Annotated in this window: 19 protein-coding genes; 17 read left to right on the forward strand and 2 right to left on the reverse strand. The window is 47.4% G+C overall.

Annotated elements, in window-relative coordinates; all coding sequences use genetic code 11:
- Positions 1-3: 3 nt before the first annotated feature.
- On the reverse strand, positions 4-486 hold the full coding sequence (locus tag KNO69_RS04355; RefSeq protein ID WP_214816261.1) for a site-2 protease family protein: 483 nt from the start codon (positions 484-486) through the stop codon (positions 4-6).
- 157 nt (positions 487-643) lie between these two features.
- Here KNO69_RS04355 and KNO69_RS04360 point away from each other — a divergent pair, with 157 nt between their 5' ends.
- The 8 genes from KNO69_RS04360 (at position 644) to KNO69_RS04395 (ending at position 8,789) form a co-directional block, all read left to right on the forward strand.
- The gene (locus KNO69_RS04360) at positions 644-1,675 is read left to right on the forward strand and encodes a glyceraldehyde-3-phosphate dehydrogenase (protein WP_214816264.1); all 1,032 of its coding nucleotides are present in this window, start codon (positions 644-646) and stop codon (positions 1,673-1,675) included.
- Positions 1,676-1,907: 232 nt separating this feature from the next.
- Positions 1,908-2,294 (forward strand): adenosylmethionine decarboxylase, encoded by a 387-nt coding sequence (gene speD, locus KNO69_RS04365; RefSeq protein WP_012726707.1) that lies wholly within the window; start codon positions 1,908-1,910, stop codon positions 2,292-2,294.
- 112 nt (positions 2,295-2,406) lie between these two features.
- Positions 2,407-2,778 (forward strand): hypothetical protein, encoded by a 372-nt coding sequence (locus KNO69_RS04370; RefSeq protein ID WP_214816266.1) that lies wholly within the window; start codon positions 2,407-2,409, stop codon positions 2,776-2,778.
- A gap of 12 nt (positions 2,779-2,790) precedes the next feature.
- Positions 2,791-3,258, forward strand: a complete 468-nt coding sequence (gene nrdR, locus KNO69_RS04375) for a transcriptional regulator NrdR (RefSeq protein WP_214816269.1) — start codon at positions 2,791-2,793, stop codon at positions 3,256-3,258.
- 40 nt (positions 3,259-3,298) lie between these two features.
- Complete coding sequence (locus tag KNO69_RS04380) at positions 3,299-4,651, forward strand: DnaD domain protein (RefSeq protein WP_214816272.1); 1,353 nt, start codon at positions 3,299-3,301, stop codon at positions 4,649-4,651.
- A 4-nt stretch (positions 4,652-4,655) separates the two neighbouring features.
- Positions 4,656-5,570, forward strand: coding sequence for a primosomal protein DnaI (gene dnaI, locus KNO69_RS04385; protein ID WP_214816277.1), 915 nt, complete (start codon positions 4,656-4,658; stop codon positions 5,568-5,570).
- 299 nt (positions 5,571-5,869) lie between these two features.
- Entirely contained in the window at positions 5,870-7,813 is a 1,944-nt protein-coding gene (gene thrS / locus KNO69_RS04390; RefSeq protein ID WP_214816280.1) for a threonine--tRNA ligase, read from the forward strand.
- A 103-nt stretch (positions 7,814-7,916) separates the two neighbouring features.
- Entirely contained in the window at positions 7,917-8,789 is an 873-nt protein-coding gene (locus tag KNO69_RS04395; protein ID WP_084543060.1) for a DUF1002 domain-containing protein, read from the forward strand.
- A 30-nt stretch (positions 8,790-8,819) separates the two neighbouring features.
- On the opposite strand, the gene KNO69_RS04400 is transcribed toward KNO69_RS04395, so the two are convergent.
- Positions 8,820-9,029 (reverse strand): hypothetical protein, encoded by a 210-nt coding sequence (locus KNO69_RS04400; protein ID WP_012726699.1) that lies wholly within the window; start codon positions 9,027-9,029, stop codon positions 8,820-8,822.
- 341 nt (positions 9,030-9,370) lie between these two features.
- Between KNO69_RS04400 and infC the strand changes: the two genes are divergently transcribed.
- The 9 genes from infC (at position 9,371) to pheT (ending at position 16,925) form a co-directional block, all read left to right on the forward strand.
- Positions 9,371-9,901, forward strand: coding sequence for a translation initiation factor IF-3 (infC, locus tag KNO69_RS04405; protein ID WP_012726698.1), 531 nt, complete (start codon positions 9,371-9,373; stop codon positions 9,899-9,901).
- A gap of 30 nt (positions 9,902-9,931) precedes the next feature.
- Complete coding sequence (rpmI, locus tag KNO69_RS04410; protein WP_012726697.1) at positions 9,932-10,126, forward strand: 50S ribosomal protein L35; 195 nt, start codon at positions 9,932-9,934, stop codon at positions 10,124-10,126.
- A gap of 28 nt (positions 10,127-10,154) precedes the next feature.
- The gene (gene rplT, locus KNO69_RS04415; protein ID WP_012726696.1) at positions 10,155-10,514 is read left to right on the forward strand and encodes a 50S ribosomal protein L20; all 360 of its coding nucleotides are present in this window, start codon (positions 10,155-10,157) and stop codon (positions 10,512-10,514) included.
- Between the two features lie 86 nt (positions 10,515-10,600).
- Positions 10,601-10,855: a hypothetical protein gene (locus KNO69_RS04420; RefSeq protein ID WP_074036543.1), complete on the forward strand. Its 255-nt coding sequence runs from the start codon at positions 10,601-10,603 to the stop codon at positions 10,853-10,855.
- Between the two features lie 24 nt (positions 10,856-10,879).
- Positions 10,880-11,362 carry a dUTP diphosphatase gene (locus KNO69_RS04425; RefSeq protein WP_214816283.1) on the forward strand — a complete coding sequence of 161 codons (483 nt, stop codon included), beginning with the start codon at positions 10,880-10,882 and terminating at the stop codon, positions 11,360-11,362.
- A gap of 19 nt (positions 11,363-11,381) precedes the next feature.
- Positions 11,382-12,461 (forward strand): M42 family metallopeptidase, encoded by a 1,080-nt coding sequence (locus tag KNO69_RS04430; RefSeq protein WP_031423180.1) that lies wholly within the window; start codon positions 11,382-11,384, stop codon positions 12,459-12,461.
- 1 nt (position 12,462) lies between these two features.
- Positions 12,463-13,209: a TrmH family RNA methyltransferase gene (locus KNO69_RS04435; protein ID WP_031423182.1), complete on the forward strand. Its 747-nt coding sequence runs from the start codon at positions 12,463-12,465 to the stop codon at positions 13,207-13,209.
- A gap of 305 nt (positions 13,210-13,514) precedes the next feature.
- A complete protein-coding gene (pheS, locus tag KNO69_RS04440) occupies positions 13,515-14,537 on the forward strand; it encodes a phenylalanine--tRNA ligase subunit alpha (protein WP_012726691.1) in 1,023 nt (340 codons plus the stop codon).
- A gap of 12 nt (positions 14,538-14,549) precedes the next feature.
- The gene (pheT, locus tag KNO69_RS04445) at positions 14,550-16,925 is read left to right on the forward strand and encodes a phenylalanine--tRNA ligase subunit beta (RefSeq protein WP_214816286.1); all 2,376 of its coding nucleotides are present in this window, start codon (positions 14,550-14,552) and stop codon (positions 16,923-16,925) included.
- Position 16,926: the final 1 nt, after the last annotated feature.

Below are 16,926 nucleotides of genomic sequence, written 5' to 3' on the forward strand. Positions count from 1 at the left end.
TTTTTAGTTTAATGGATCGGATTCTGGAGACCCTTTTTTCCATGTATCATAAATCGCACGTCCATCACTAGGATGACCGTTCGAATAATAGATGGGATAGAGTGAGAAGAAGATATAGTAGAACGAGAAATAGGCGAACTGATAGGTATAGAGTGTCGGTTCAATATCTCGTCGAAGAATGAACGCGTTGACGATTAAGATGCTCGTTAAATTGAAAATGGCTCCACCGCCATAGACTAGCGTACGGGTGACCTTGTTGCTCCATCTTAAATCAGTGAACTGGCACCATGCATCGTAAAAATAAACACGATTTACTTGTAAACGACCTACTTTAAATAGTTTCTTCCCGGTACCGATTTGCATATCGAGTGAGCCGCCGAACAACTTTGCGAAGAAGAAGTGTCCAAGCTCATGAATTAATGTCACAATCGGTAAAATGATAAAGAACGAAATAAAGAATTTATCGATATCTCCCCAATCAAACATCATGACGCCTCCTTTCTCTTGTCTGTTACGCCAAGAAATTTCCCTCATTTTCAAAAAATAAACAAAGAAAAACGAAAAAAATGTGACGAATCATAGTGAAAACGCTTACAGCTATCCGTTATAATGAAACCGTAATGTAGAAAAAGGGGGATCTATCATGGGGACAAAAGTGGCAATTAACGGATTTGGTCGAATCGGAAGAATGGTATTTCGAAAATTGATGCTCGAGGGACGTCATGAAGTGGTGGCGATTAACGCAAGTTATCCGGCGGATACACTTGCGCATCTCATTAAACATGACTCGATTCACGGTCCATTCGGATTGACAGTACGTGCGCATGGGGATGCGCTCGAAGTCGATGGGAAACGGATTGAACTTATTTCGGAACGTGATCCATCACGGTTGCCTTGGTCAGACCTTGAAATCGACATCGTCGTCGAAGCGACCGGGAAGTTTAACTCCGATAGCGGGGCAAGACTTCATCTTGAGGCAGGCGCGAAAAAAGTGATTTTGACCGCACCGGGTAAAGGGGACTTACGCACGATCGTGATGGGGGTCAATGATCGTGACTATCGCCCGGAGGAAGACCATATCATTTCAAACGCATCGTGTACGACGAACTGTCTCGGACCTGTCGTGAAGGTTTTGCATTCGACGTTCGGTATCGAGACGGGACTGATTACGACAGTACACGCCTATACGAACGATCAGAACAATATTGACAACCCGCATAAAGATTTGCGGCGCGCGCGTGCGTGTGGCAGTTCCATCATCCCGACATCAACGGGAGCGGCTAAGGCGATTGGTCTGGTGATGCCGGAACTACAAGGGAAGTTAAACGGAATGGCACTCCGTGTACCGACTCCGAACGTATCACTTGTCGACTTGGTCGTCGAACTCCACCGAGATGTTACAGTCGATGAAGTCAATGAAGCGTTTGAACGGGCAGCGTATGGAGAAATGACGGGTATTTTAGGCGTTTCTCACGAACCGCTCGTCTCTATCGATTTTAACGGGGACGATCGCTCGTCGATTATCGACATGGATTCGACGATGGTACTCGGAGGGAATCATGTCAAAGTACTAGCATGGTATGACAATGAATGGGGCTACTCATGCCGTGTCGTGGACTTGTTGGATATGGTGGCCAGCTATCTTCAAATCGGGCAACAAGAAACACACGCCTAAAAAATATTACGTGCGGAGAAATATTTTTTAGATTTTTTTATCAAATGTCTTGTAACGACGTCCCAAACACGTTACACTCAATTTCGTGAACTTCAATTGGTCTGACAAACGCAACTTAAAGGGTTAGGACCTCTTAGGACTAACTTGCCCCCGTGGTTGTGGGCGATTCAGGCACAAAGTGAGTGATCATCAACTACTTTGAGACCATTGATGTAAAGGGGGATCCACTAATATGGATACTATGGGACGTCACATTATTACAGAACTTTGGGAGTGCAATCCCGACAAATTAAATGATATCGACTACATCGAGCGTTTGTTCGTCGATGCTGCTCTTCGTTCGGGCGCTGAAGTCCGCGAAGTTGCATTCCACAAATTTGCGCCACACGGTGTAAGTGGAGTCGTCATCATTTCAGAATCACACTTAACGATTCACAGTTTCCCAGAACATGGCTATGCGTCAGTTGACGTGTTTACATGTGGAGATCGAATCGATCCGGCTACAGCATCGCAGTATATTGCTGAAGGATTGGATGCAAAAGTACGTGAAGATGTGAAACTTGAGCGTGGAATGGGACCGATTCGTGTTCCGGAAGCGCAAGTGGCAATCAGCAAATAAATCAGATTGACCTTTTGAGGCTGGCCGTTTAACGGTCAGCCCTTTTAATTGTTTTGTTGTCGCCTTAATTTTGATATGCTTAACGTATATAACTCAGGCGTTGAGGTGGATTATGGGACTGTTAGATAAGTTACAAACACATATTGAAACGAAAGATACACATAAAAATGAAATGCTCCGAACACGTTACTATGCGGCATCGTCACATGCGATGTTGCAATGGTTAGAAGGAAAAATTCAAGAGAACGGTCAGACGGTTCGTCGAATCGATGCGAATCGAGGAGAACTTTCGTTTCTCGGAGAAGGCTGGGACGGGCTCATCACGATTGTACAAGTGGATGGCGGCCGAACGGCTGTCGATTTTACATTAAACCGTGAACAGCGACTCGGTGCAGACCTTTCGCAAATTGTATCGCACTACTACGAGGCGCTCACACAACAATTCCCGTTACGTGCCATTGGTAATAAAACTGTCGAACGATAAGGAGGTTTGAGCATGCGTTGTCCGAAATGTGATCATAATGGAACGAGAGTGCTCGATTCCCGTCCGGTGCAAGACCATTATTCGATTCGACGTCGTCGTGAATGTGAAAAATGTGGGTATCGGTTTACAACGTTTGAGACGGTTGAACAGACACCGCTCATCATTGTTAAAAAAGATGGAAATCGTGAAGAGTTCAGTCGTGAAAAAGTGCTTCGCGGCATTATTCGGGCGTGCGAGAAACGACCTGTCACACTTGAACAGCTTGAAGGAGTTGTGACGAAAGTCGAACAGCAACTCCGTGCCCTCGCCCAGTCAGAAATTCCAAGTGAACAAGTAGGCGAGCTTGTGATGAATGAACTTGCACGAGTCGATGAAGTCGCATATGTTCGGTTTGCATCGGTTTATCGTCAATTCAAAGACATCAAGGTGTTCTTTAAAGAACTTGAAGATTTAATGAAGCAAGAAAATTCGACCAACTAAAGGGCGGCCTGCTGGTCGCCCTTTTTCAAGGGAGAGAGCCATGGAGAAAGAACGTACAATCTTTGGGACGGACGAATTGTTAATCATGAGTACCGGTCTAGTCGACCGTGAATCGTACCAGTCCCTTTACCACTTATATCAACCTGTCATCGGGGTGAAGGCGCTCGCACTCTATCAAACGTTATGGAGTGAACTAAGACCGGGCAAAATGAAATCCAACTATATGTCCCATAGTGCATTGTGTGAGATGTTGGAGTTCTCCATCAATGAGTTAATGGACAGTTTGTTCCGCTTAGAAGCGATCGGATTAGTGCGCACCTATAAAACAAAAGACGCTCGATTGACACAATACGTTTATCAGTTACGTGTTCCGCTTGCACCGCACACGTTTTTGAATGATGGGTTACTGTCGAGTTTCCTCTTCTATAAAGTCGGGGAAGTACGATTCAAACAACTGCAAGGGCGTTTTACGATTGATCCGTTGCCCGCAGGCATCGTCGAAGTGACAAAGGATTTCAATGAAGTATTTGATGTCAAAGGAGTGAACCATCGTGCGTTCACACAAAAAAATTATGAAAAGCCGGACCGGGCTAAGATTGAGATCAACTATTCGTTCGATATGGAAATTGTGAAAAAACTGACGAATTTTCCAGTTGGATTTTTCACGAAAAAATTAGACGAAACGATCACAAAATTGGCCTACGTGTCACAACTCGATGAAGAGACGATGGCGGAAATGTTGAAAGAATATTTCGTACATGAGGCGTACTTGCCACTCAGCGAACAAGAGAAGCGGGACGGTTGTCGTCAAATGGTTCTGCAGTTGAAGAAGAAACAGACGCGCCACCGGAAAGAGAAGACCGTCGAACTTGAACAGACGAAACTAGGAGATTTGCATGATCCCGAAGTGATGGAGTCCGCACACCCACATCAATATGTCTCGACGCTTCGGAAGACCCCTCATCTTTCAAAAAGTGATGAACAGTTAGTCATTGAACTCGTCGACACACTCGGTCTCGCGCCAGGGGTCATCAATGCGCTCTTCTATTACTGTATCGAAGTGAAGAAGCAGACGCGGCTGAGCGAGAACTATGTCTTGCGCATTGCGACGAGTTGGAAAACAGCGGGCTATACGAATGCAAAAGAAGCGCTAGAGCGTGAAGAGTCTCAAGATGCGCTCATCGAGAAGAAACAGCAAAAACGTGAGAGTGTGCAACGCACCACAGTCGGGTCACGACGGAAACCCCAACAAGGGGATATGCCGAAATGGCTCGAGGACGAGGCGAAACAACAGCGCTCATACGACCAAGCGAGGAAAAAAGAACTCGAGTCGTCCGTACCGGATGACGCGGAACTCGTGAAACTATTAAATGAATTGAAAGAGAAGGGGTGAGGGGATGGAACGAATCAATCAGTCGCTGTCTCAGTTGATGAACCGAAAAGAAGTTCGGGAGGCGTACGAGTCGATTCGCAAACGTACACTGAACCACCCGGGTGTCATCGCATTTTTGAACGCTCATCCAGAGTTAGAGGAGAAGGCGATTGAAATCGGGTTTACCAAACTGAGTGAGTATGCGGAACAGATGGATGGAAAAACGTTCAGAGAAGATCAGGCCGTCATCCCAGGCCATCAACCGGTACTTTATGTCGATTTAGGACAGATTGCAATTCGATATGAAGAAACGGTCGCACATCGCCAGGCGAGACGACAAAAAGAAATGGACCGTAAATTCAAAAGTTTGTTTTTACCGGAAGAAGTTCGCGAGGCGAGTTTCGAATCTTTCGATTGGGGCGACGACGCGCGTAAAATCGCATTGCGTGAAGCGATGCGATTTGTAACAGGGATGAAGTCTCGTCAAAAAGTGAACGGCCTCTATCTCCATGGTAGTTTTGGCGTCGGGAAGACATATTTACTCGCCGCGATCGCCAATGAGTTGAAGGTGGCGGACATCGAGACGATTCTAGTCCATGCTCCGGGCTTTGTGTCGGAGGCGAAACGCAAAATTCGTACCGAGTCGTTCGACTCTTTCTTGACGTCGTTTCAACATGTGCCTGTCTTACTGATTGATGACATCGGAGCTGAAGCCATCAGTCCGTGGGTACGAGATGAATTGTTCGGGATCATTCTTCAGTATCGGATGATGCATCGCTTGCCGACGCTCTACAGTTCAAACTTTAGCGGAGAAGAACTCGAGACGCACTTTTCAATCGATGGTTCGCCGCAAAATAAAATGAAGGCACAGCGACTCATGCAACGTATTTCCACGACGACGACCCAAATTGAGTTAAAGGGTGAAAATCGCCGTCGGTAAAGGATTGTTTTTCTTTGGAGAGTTGACTATACTAAGAAGCATATAAAGGATGCATAGAAGAGGATATGGATCATCGAGACGAGTTTTAGCGAGGGAAGGGCGGTGGAAGCTTCCTAACGACGACGATGGATTTACTCCCTCAGAGCACCGTACGGGTCAATCGTGCGGCGATTCACACTCGTTATCGTGTGTTCGAGCCAAGCAGATTGCTTGGGAACGAGGGTGGTACCACGAGAATCAAAGCTCGTCCCTTTTTGAGGGATGGGCTTTTTTTATATTCATTTTTTGAGAGGGGACAGATGTACATGATTCAATTAACATTTCCAGATGGCGCTGTAAAAGAGTTCGAGGCCGGCGTCACAGCAGAAGACGTCGCGGGCTCGATCAGTCCGGGACTTCGTAAAAAGGCAATCGCAGCAAAACTAGACGGAGAACTCATCGACTATCGTCGTCCAATCGAACATGACGGCAAAATCGAACTCGTGATGCCGGACTCGGAAGATGGTCTTGATTTGATGCGTCACTCGTCAGCGCACTTGATGGCTCAAGCGATCAAACGGTTATACGGAGAAGACAACAACATCTATCTCGGAATTGGACCGACGATTGAGAACGGGTTCTATTACGATATCGAGATGGATCGTCGCATCAATGAGGAAGACCTTCCTGAAATCGAAAAGATGATGAAACGCATCGTCGACGAAAACTTAGAAATCACACGTGAAGTCGTTTCCCGTGACGAGGCGCTCGCTCGTTATAAAGAATTGGGAGATCCGCTCAAGATTGAGTTGATTGAGGACATTCCTGCTGATCAAACCCTTACAATCTATCATCAAGGTGAGTTCTTTGACCTTTGCCGTGGACCTCACGTCCCGTCAACATCGAAGTTGAAAATCTTCAAATTGATGAGCGTGGCTGGTGCCTACTGGCGCGGGGACTCAGACAATAAGATGCTACAGCGTATTTACGGGACAGCGTGGGCGACGAAAGAACAACTCGCTGAACACTTGCGTCTTCTTGAAGAGGCGAAAGAACGCGACCATCGTAAACTCGGGAAAGAACTCGACCTCTTCTTCGTTTCACAAGAAGTCGGTCAAGGGCTTCCGATGTGGCTTCCGAAAGGGGCTGCGATTCGTCGTACGGTCGAGCGCTACATCGTTGATAAAGAACTCGAACTCGGATATCAACATGTCTACACACCGGTTCTCGGTTCGGTGGACTTGTATAAGACATCTGGTCATTGGGATCACTATCAAGACGACATGTTCCCGAAAATGGAGATGGACAACGAAGAACTCGTCCTTCGTCCGATGAACTGCCCGCACCACATGACAATCTACAAACATGAGCCACGTTCGTACCGCGAACTTCCACTTCGAATCGCTGAGCTTGGCGGGATGCACCGTTACGAGATGTCAGGGGCGCTCACAGGTCTACAACGTGTTCGTTATATGGTATTGAATGATGGACATACGTTCGTTACACCTGAACAGATGAAGCAAGAATTCAAAGACATCGTTCATTTGATTCAAGAAGTATACGCTGACTTCGGCATAAAAGATTATCGTTTCCGTCTCTCGTATCGCGATCCTGCTGATAAAGAGAAGTATTTCGATAACGATGCCATTTGGGAAATGGCACAAAGTCAGTTGAAGGAAACGATGGACGAGCTCGAACTTCCGTACTTCGAAGCAGAAGGCGAAGCGGCATTTTACGGACCGAAACTCGACGTGCAAGTACGGACGGCACTTGGGAAAGAGGAGACGCTCTCGACTGTCCAACTCGACTTCTTGCTTCCGGAACGTTTCGATTTGACATACACTGGGCCAGACGGTAAGGACCATCGTCCAATCGTCTTGCACCGTGGTGTCGTCTCGACGATGGAACGGTTTGTCGCTTACTTGATTGAAGAGTATAAAGGCGCGTTCCCGACATGGCTCGCACCGGTCCAAGTCAAGTTGATCCCGGTTTCACACGTCCACGACGAATACGTCGCAGAAGTGAAAGCAGAACTTGTCAAACGTGGTGTTCGTGTCGAAACGGATCTCCGTGACGAGAAACTAGGCTATAAGATTCGTGAAGCACAAATGAAGAAGATTCCGATGACGCTCGTTCTTGGCGATAAAGAGCGAGATGAGCGTGCGGTCAATATTCGCCGCTACGGTCAGCAGGAACAAGTTTCTGCTTCACTTGATGAATTCATCGCATCGCTCACAGATGAGATTGCGAACCGTTCACGTTAAGTGAGGGACCACCTTTCCAACCAGAAAGGTGGTTTTTTTCGGTCTATAGACGGATGTGTATTTGGTCATCTACACGTATCGTAAACGTAAGGAGTGATACTTAATGAATTATATGAAGCCAGTATTGGCACTTACTATTGGAGCGGTTGCGTTCACAGGAGCGCTTCCGAAAGTCGGAGCGGAGGCAATCGTCAATGATACGATTGTAACCCTTGGTGAATCATTATCTTCAGAGCAACAAAAATGGGTACTTGAGCGTATGGATGCCCCAGAAGGAATCGAACCCATTATCGCGACTGCCGCAGATGAAGAAAAGTATTTAGGTGATTCGGTCCCGCAAGCACAGCGTGGAGGCGGCATGTACTCGTCTGCCCGAATCAAGTTGACGAACGGGACTGGTCTTGATATTCAGACGGAAAACGTGACGTGGGTCACGAAAGATATGTATGCGAACGCCCTCGTCACGGCGGGTGTGACGGATGCCGATATTTATATCACGTCACCGATTAACGTGACGGGTACCTCGGCCTTGACGGGAATTATGAAGGCATATGATCAGACCGCGGCCGAGACCGGGATTGAACTGTCGGATGAACGAAAAGAATTGGCGCAAGAAGAGCTGGCGGTCACGTCTGAAATCGGTAAGACAGTCGGACAAGAGGACGTAGCAGGTCTCATGAACGAGATTAAAGCGGAAATCGCAAATCAGATGCCAGAGACAAATATTGAGATTCGTGACATCGTCATTCAAGTATTGAATCAAAATAACGTTCAGTTGTCTGAGGGTCAACTCGATCAACTGACGACGCTATTCGAAAACATGCAGCAAGCAAATCTTGATTGGTCAGCGATCAGTAGTGGATTGAAAGATGCGGGTCAAGATGTGCAGGCATTCCTTGAACAAGAAGAAGTAAAAGGATTCTTTGCCCGATTGTTTGAGGCGATCGGGAACTTCTTCAAGTCACTTACAAACTAAGTGGTACTAAAAAAGGGTGCCTGCCCTTTTTTAGTACCACCGTTTATGGATATAATTTTGAGCCGACTCGTGGTCATCGACGATTTTTAAAGTGATGCGATTCATTTCTTCTAGTAAGTCTGTCAATACCGCCTGTAATTTTTCGTCTTCTAACCCATGTGCTTGCATCGTCTTACTGACAATCTGCTGGACTTGATCATGGTAGTCATGTTCTCGCGATACATCTTTTCGCCAGTTCATGTCGATCCCTCCTTTGATATTTCATTATTCCCTTTGAAAAGGTATTGCGAAACGAGAGAATGACTGGTATCATCATAAAAGTGTGAGCTACCAATTATTCATGCGCGATATCTTGACATCTTTTCCTGCTAGTGCTAAGATGACATAGTGATTAAAAACAACAAAGCAGAAGCATCCGCTTTTCACCTCGTCTGAGAGTCATCAGGCAGGTCCATCAAGTTCTTGGTTCATTCGGCATCGTCTGCCGTTTTATGACCTCAACTGATGTGTGGGTGGGAAACTGCCGACGCTTTTTTTATTGCCATGTTGTCTTGTCAATCTAAATCTCGTGCAATCGCACGATGGAGGTGCTAACCATTAGCAAAGAGCTCTTTATCAACGAAAACATTCGTGCCCGTGAAGTACGTCTCATTGGCGCAGACGGTGCACAACTCGGTGTGACATCACGTAACGATGCGTTACGTTTAGCTGAAGAAGCGGAACTAGACCTCGTCTTAGTCGCGGATAAAGCAAATCCACCGGTCGCTAAAATTATGGATTATGGGAAGTACCGTTTCGAACTCCAGAAAAAGGAGAAAGAAGCGCGTAAAAACCAAAAAGTCATCCAAATGAAAGAAGTACGTCTCAGTCCAACAATCGAGGACAACGATTTCCAAACAAAATTGCGTAATGCACGCAAGTTCCTTGAAAAAGGAAACAAAGTGAAGGCTTCGATTCGTTTCCGCGGACGTGCCATCACACACTCGGAAATCGGGAAACGTGTTTTGGACAAAATGGCAGCGGAATGTGCCGATTTGGCAACAGTTGAACAAAAGCCGAAGATGGAAGGACGCAGCATGTTCTTAGTGCTGGCTCCGAACAAAGAAGATTAATTATCGATTCTCAGTGGGGAGGAAATACTCATGCCGAAAATGAAATCGCACCGCGGTGCTTCAAAACGTTTCAAACGTACAGCATCAGGTAAACTCAAGCGTTCACACGCTTACACAAGTCACTTGTTCGCAAACAAATCGACTAAAGCGAAACGTAAGCTCCGTAAAGGCGCTATCGTATCAGCTGGAGACTTCAAACGCATTCGCAACATGATCGCGAAGTAATACAGAAACAATTTAGGAGGGAATCCATATGCCACGCGTAAAAGGCGGTTATACGACTCGTCAACGTCGTAAAAAGCAAATTAAACTTGCCAAAGGATACTTTGGTTCGAAACACATTCTATTTAAAGTAGCAAAACAACAGGTCATGAAGTCACTCATGTACGCTTACCGTGACCGTCGTCAGAAGAAACGTGATTTCCGTCGTCTTTGGATCACACGTATCAATGCGGCAGCACGTACAAACGGTCTCTCATACAGCCGTATGATGCACGGCCTTAAGCTTGCAGGAATCGACATCAACCGTAAGATGCTTGCTGAGCTTGCTGTGACAGATGCACAGGCATTCGCGTCACTCGCTGAAACAGCTAAATCAAAATTGAACGCGTAATCGTTCAATCGACAGCGCCGAGACACTCTCTCGGCGCTTTCTTTTTTCTTTAGAATTTCTTAGAATTAAGAGAAGGAGGAAAGCGTATGAATCAATCGGTTGTTGCGATCGTCGCCTTAGCGCTCATTATCTTGAACGTTTACACCTATATCCAAGCGAAACAGTATGCGCAAGGAAAAGGTGACTTTAATGTCCTATACGCCTATGCAGGAGGAGCCATCGGTGCCTTGTTCGGTCTTCATTTGACTCGGAAGAAGGCTGTTCATGCCCCAAAACTGCTTCAATTACAAGTATTGATTTTAGCAGTAGGCTGGTCTTTAATGATTTTAGTACTGCTATAAGTGGAGACAGAGGAGGAACATCCGGTGAACTGGACAACATTGTTTGATCGGCAGCGCGAATTAGACGAGCGGATCAAAGTACAACATGGATTATCCGGCAATCAATTCGATGAACGGTTACTGGCGCTGCTTGTCGAGCTCGGTGAACTGGCTAACGAAACACGTAGCTTTAAGTTTTGGTCGAAGAAAGGACCGTCGCCTCAAGATGTGATCTTAGAAGAATATGTAGACGGCATTCATTTCTTACTGTCACTTGGTCTTGCGCTTGGGTATGAACGAGATGCGTTTCCTGCGGGAAGTTCATATCTTGATGCGACTGATGCTTTTTTAGATATTTATCGAAAAGTGACGAATTTTGGTCTTTCAAAAACGGAAGCCATGTACGAGACGCTGATGGCAGCTTATCTCGAACTTGGTTATACGCTCGGTTTTAATGAGCAACTCATTTTGCTGGCATACATGAATAAAAATGAAGTAAACCATGAGCGACAAAAACAAGGATATTAATGAAAAGGAGCGGATTGGTATGAATGAATCGTTACATATGTTAAAACGTTTGACGGATGCAACAGGCGTCCCGGGCAATGAGGGAGAAGTCCGTCAATTGATGCGTGAATACCTCGAACCACACGTCGAGTCGTTTGAACAGGATGGTCTCGGAAGTCTATTTGGTCAAGTGACAGGAGATGCTGAAGGTCCACGTGTCATGATTGCGGGTCACATGGATGAAGTCGGCTTCATGGTGACACGTGTGGAAGAAGGCGGTTTCCTTCGTTTCCAAGCGCTCGGTGGCTGGTGGAACCAAGTGCTGTTGGCACAGCGAATGGATGTTGTCACACGGTCTGGTGAAAAGATTCCCGGTGTCATTGGTGCGAAACCACCTCACGTCCTACCGCTCGAGGCACGAAAAAAACCCGTTGAAATCAAAGATATGTTCTTAGATATCGGTGCCACGTCGAAAGACGAAGTGGCTGATTGGGGAATTCGTCCAGGCGATACGGTCGTGCCCCATTGTGAATTCACTGTCATGAAAAATGAGAACTTCTTGATGGCGAAGGCATGGGACAACCGAATCGGATGTGCGATTGCCATCGAAGCAGCAAAACGTCTGAAGGAAGATTCATTCCCTGGCGTCGTCTATACAGGAGCGACGGTACAGGAAGAGGTCGGATTACGTGGAGCGGTTACCGCTGCCAACTTGATTCGCCCGGATGTCGCGATTGCTGTCGATACAGGCATTCCAAGTGATACACCAGGAATGACCCAAGCAGAAGGGTTGTCAAAACTTGGTGACGGTGTGCAAGTCATCTTCTTTGATGCGACTACCGTCACGAACCCACGCCTTGTCGACCTCATCGTTGACGTGGCCAAAGAGCAAGACATCAAATATCAATTGGACTTAACGCCAGGCGGTGGCACAGATGCTGGGCGATTCCACCTTTCTGGGATTGGGATGCCGGCCATCGCATTGACAGTGCCGGTCCGCTATTTACACACGAACGTGTCCATCATCCATAAGGATGATTACGAGGCAGCGGTTCAACTCGTTGTCGCATTGACGAAACGTTTAGACCACGAAACGGTCCAATGGTTGAAAGAGGGATAATATGACGAAGATTACGTCTACGAAGAGTGAGACGATTAAACGATTAAAACGATTGATGACGAAAAAAGGTCGTCAAGAAACGGGTCAATTCCTAGTAGAAGGAGAGCATTTGGTGGACGAGGCCATTCGTGCCGGTCGACTCGTCCAACTCATCATGGCTGAGTCGTATTCACCGAAAGGAACGTGGCGTCTTGAGGATATGCCGGTCCTCGAGTTATCCGACCACGTTGCGGACCTTCTTTCCGAAACAGAAAAGACCCAAGGCGTGTTTGCCGTTGTCAAGATGACACCGGTTGAACGTAAGATGAAGAAAGTACTCGTACTTGACCGAGTACAAGACCCGGGTAATCTCGGTACGATGATTCGAACAGCAGATGCTGCCGGATTCGATACCGTGCTACTCGGGAAAGGAACGGTCGATCCGTTCAACGCCAAAGTCGTACGTGCCACACAAGGTTCACTGTTTCACGTGAACGTGACCTCGGTCGACTTGCTTGAAAAGTTACCTGAGCTGAAAGAGGATGGATTCCACGTCTACGGCACAGCTCTCTCAAAGGCAACATCGTATGAGCAAGTTGCATTCGAAGACAAGGTGGCCCTCGTGATTGGGAATGAGGCGCAAGGGGTCCATGCTGATGTATTGGCACTCTGTGACACACGTGTGCATATTCCAGTGCTCGGCGACGCGGAATCGCTCAATGCGGCGGTCGCTGCAGGCATTTTAATGTATCGCATCGCTTTACAATAATCTTGTCAGCACGTGAAAAACGTGATAGGTTAAACACATCGATGAATAAGATATGACGTTGAAAGAACATAGTAAGCGAATGACCGATTCCGTTCAGGGAGCAAGGGCCGTGACTGAGAGCCTTTGCCGGATTCGTCGCTGAATTCACTCTGGAGTCGTGTTGGAGACAACACCGGTTTGGCATCACGATAACGATGCTCTCAAGTGGGCCATGAATAATTGGCCAAGTAGGGTGGTACCGCGATGATTCGTCCCTTCAGTCAACGACTGAAGGGATTTTTTTATGTAGAGGAGGAAGCGAACACATGAAAGAACAATTAGAACAGTTACAAGTGGAAGCGTTAGAAGAAATCAAACAGGCATCCACACAAAAATCATTGAATGACGTCCGCATCAAATATTTAGGGAAAAAGGGACCGATGACTGAAGTACTTCGTGGCATGGGTAAATTATCTGCCGAGGAACGTCCAATCATCGGTGAGTTGGCGAATACCGTTCGTACCGCGATTCAAAGCACACTCGATGCTCGAATCGAAGAAGTGAAGGCGATTGAATTAGAGGAAAAGTTAAAAGCGGAAACGCTCGATGTGACTCTACCGGGGCGGACATCGACTCCTGGCCACAGTCATCTCTTACAACAAATCATCGACGAGATGGAAGACTTGTTCGTTGGACTCGGATATACGATTGCTGAAGGTCCTGAAGTCGAAACCGATCTCTACAACTTCGAAATGCTCAACTTGCCGAAAGATCATCCGGCACGAGACATGCAGGACTCGTTCTATATCACGGAAGAGACGTTACTTCGTACTCATACGTCTCCTGTACAGGCTCGCACGATGTTGGAGGCGAACGGAAAACCGATTCGCATCATCTGCCCAGGTAAAGTGTATCGTCGTGATGAAGACGATGCGACGCACTCGCATCAATTCATGCAAATCGAAGGGTTGGTTGTCGATGAATCCATCTCGATGGCTGACTTGAAAGGGACACTCGAAGTGTTCGTGAAGCAGTTGTTCGGAGAAACGCGCGAAATTCGTCTCCGTCCAAGCTTCTTCCCGTTCACGGAACCATCGGTCGAAGTCGACATCTCTTGCTTCAAGTGTGGCGGGAAAGGATGTAACGTTTGTAAAGGAACCGGGTGGATTGAAATTCTCGGAGGCGGAATGGTCCATCCGCATGTCTTGGAGATGGCTGGCTATGACTCGTCAAAAGTGTCAGGGTTCGCATTCGGAATCGGAGTGGAGCGTATGGCGATGCTCAAACACGGCGTCGACGACATCCGCCATTTCTACACAAATGACTTACGTTTCATCGAGCAATTCTAAGGAGGAAGACAGATGTTACTTTCAAAAAAATGGTTGAATCAATATATTGATGTATCCGATTTAAGCGGCGAAGCGCTCGGTGACTTGATTACGAAGAACGGAATCGAAGTCGAAAGTGTGACAAATCGTGGGGAAGGACTTTCTGGGATCGTCGTCGGGCGGGTCCTTTCATGTGAGAAACATCCGGAAGCGGATAAGTTAAACGTGACGAAAGTTGACATCGGAGAATGTGACCCTGTTCAAATCGTCTGTGGCGCACCGAACGTGCGCGAAGGGCAACATGTGATCGTGGCCAAAGTTGGCGCACGCTTACCAGGACTTAAAATCAAAAAAGCAAAACTTCGTGGTGTCGAATCACAAGGGATGATTTGTTCACTCGAAGAGCTCGGCTTTGAGAAGAAACAAATTCGGGAAGACGAGCAAGATGGAATCCACACATTCCGTGAATCCGTACAAGTTGGTGCAGATGTGCTCGATTTACTCGACTTGAACGATGAGGTCATCGAACTCGGCTTGACTCCGAACCGTTCAGATTGCTTGAGCCTCTATGGAATCATTCATGAGGTTGCGGCCATCTTAGAGCGTCCATACACGTTGCCGACGGCAGATGTCACGTCATCATCACCATCGGAGGTATCTATCGAACTTGCGACACCGAACTGTTCATATTACGCAGCTCGTGAAGTAAAAGGGGTAACGATTGCAGAGTCGCCACAATGGCTAAAGAATATCTTGATCGCAGAAGGTGTCCGTCCAATCAACAACATTGTCGACGTGACGAACTATGTGATGCTTGAAATCGGACAACCGCTTCACGCATTCGATGCGAAGAAACTTGGCAACTCGATTGTGGTCCGTCAAGCCGAAAATGGAGAAGAAATGGTCACACTCGACGACGTGACGCGCACGCTCGATTCATCGATGATGGTCATCACAGATGGGCAAGCTCCAGTCGCCATCGCAGGCGTCATGGGTGGTGCCAATACAGAGGTAGATCTTTCAACGACAGATATCATTTTAGAGTCAGCGTACTTTGATCCGGCATCCGTACGGAAGACGAGCCGTACGCTCGGTCTACGTTCAGATTCAAGCGCTCGTTTCGAAAAAGGCGTTGACCCAGAACGTGTCATGCTCGCGCTTGACCGTGCTGCGCAACTGATTGTCGAACTCGGTGGAGGAGCCATTCATGATGCGGTGCGTTCAGGTGAAGCCGAATCACGTGCCCGAGAAATCCAAGTGTCGATTGACTATATCAACAAGCGCTTAGGGATGACACTCGATCGCCAGACAATCGTTCACATCCTGGAGCGTCTCGGTCTCGCGACAGAAGGGGATGAAGTGCTGACAGTACACATTCCATCGCGCCGTCCGGACTTAGAGCTTCCGGCTGATATCACAGAAGAAGTGGCACGTCTATACGGATATGATAGTCTCCCGTCGACGTTACCTGCCTCTCAATCGAAAGGCTATTTGCCAGCAATCAACGTACTGCGCAGGCAGACACGTCGCTTGTTACAAGGAGTCGGGTTATCACAAGCCATTACCTACTCGTTAACGAGTGAGGCACATGCGACACGTTTCGGTGGAGAAACCGATCAGCTCGTCCGATTGGCGATGCCGATGAGTGAAGAACGCTCTGTCCTTCGTACGTCGCTCATCCCTGGATTGTTGGAGGCAGCGCGCTACAACACGGCGCGTCAACAATCGAACGTCGCACTTTATGAAACAGGGCGCGTCTATACGGAGCACGGAGAAACGTTACCGCGTGAGAAAGAACGGGTGGCCGGCGTTGTCACAGGTCTTTGGATGGACCATCGTTCGCAAGGAACACGGGTCCCGGTCGACTATTTCGTCGCAAAAGGGATTGTCGACACGTTAGTCCAAACGCTTCGCCTTAATGTCACGTATGAGGCCGTATCGATGCCTGACATGCATCCAGGTCGCACAGCAAACATCTTGATGGACGGAAAGGTCATCGGATATGTCGGACAAGTGCATCCAGGAACATCGAAAGACGTCTACGGTATGAAGGAAGTGTATGTATTCGAACTCGACCTCTTGGCACTTCGTGGAGACGAGACACTTCTTTATCAAGACGTACCACGTTATCCATCGATTTCACGAGATTTGGCACTCGTCTTATCACGTGAGATTCCGGCTGGGACAGTGGAACAAACGATTCGCCAAGCGGCTGGTCCACTCTTGATTGACCTCGTCTTGTTTGACGTCTATACAGGGGAGAATGTTGGAGCGGATGAGAAATCGATTGCCTTCTCACTCAAGTTCCAAGACCCGTCACGAACGTTACAAGATGAAGAAGTAACGGCAGCATATGAAACAATTGTTGAGGCGGTCCGTGCGACACACGGCGCTGAACTTCGAGCGTAAA

This window comes from Exiguobacterium sp. s131, from assembly GCF_018617345.1.
GTDB lineage: Bacteria > Bacillota > Bacilli > Exiguobacteriales > Exiguobacteriaceae > Exiguobacterium > Exiguobacterium profundum.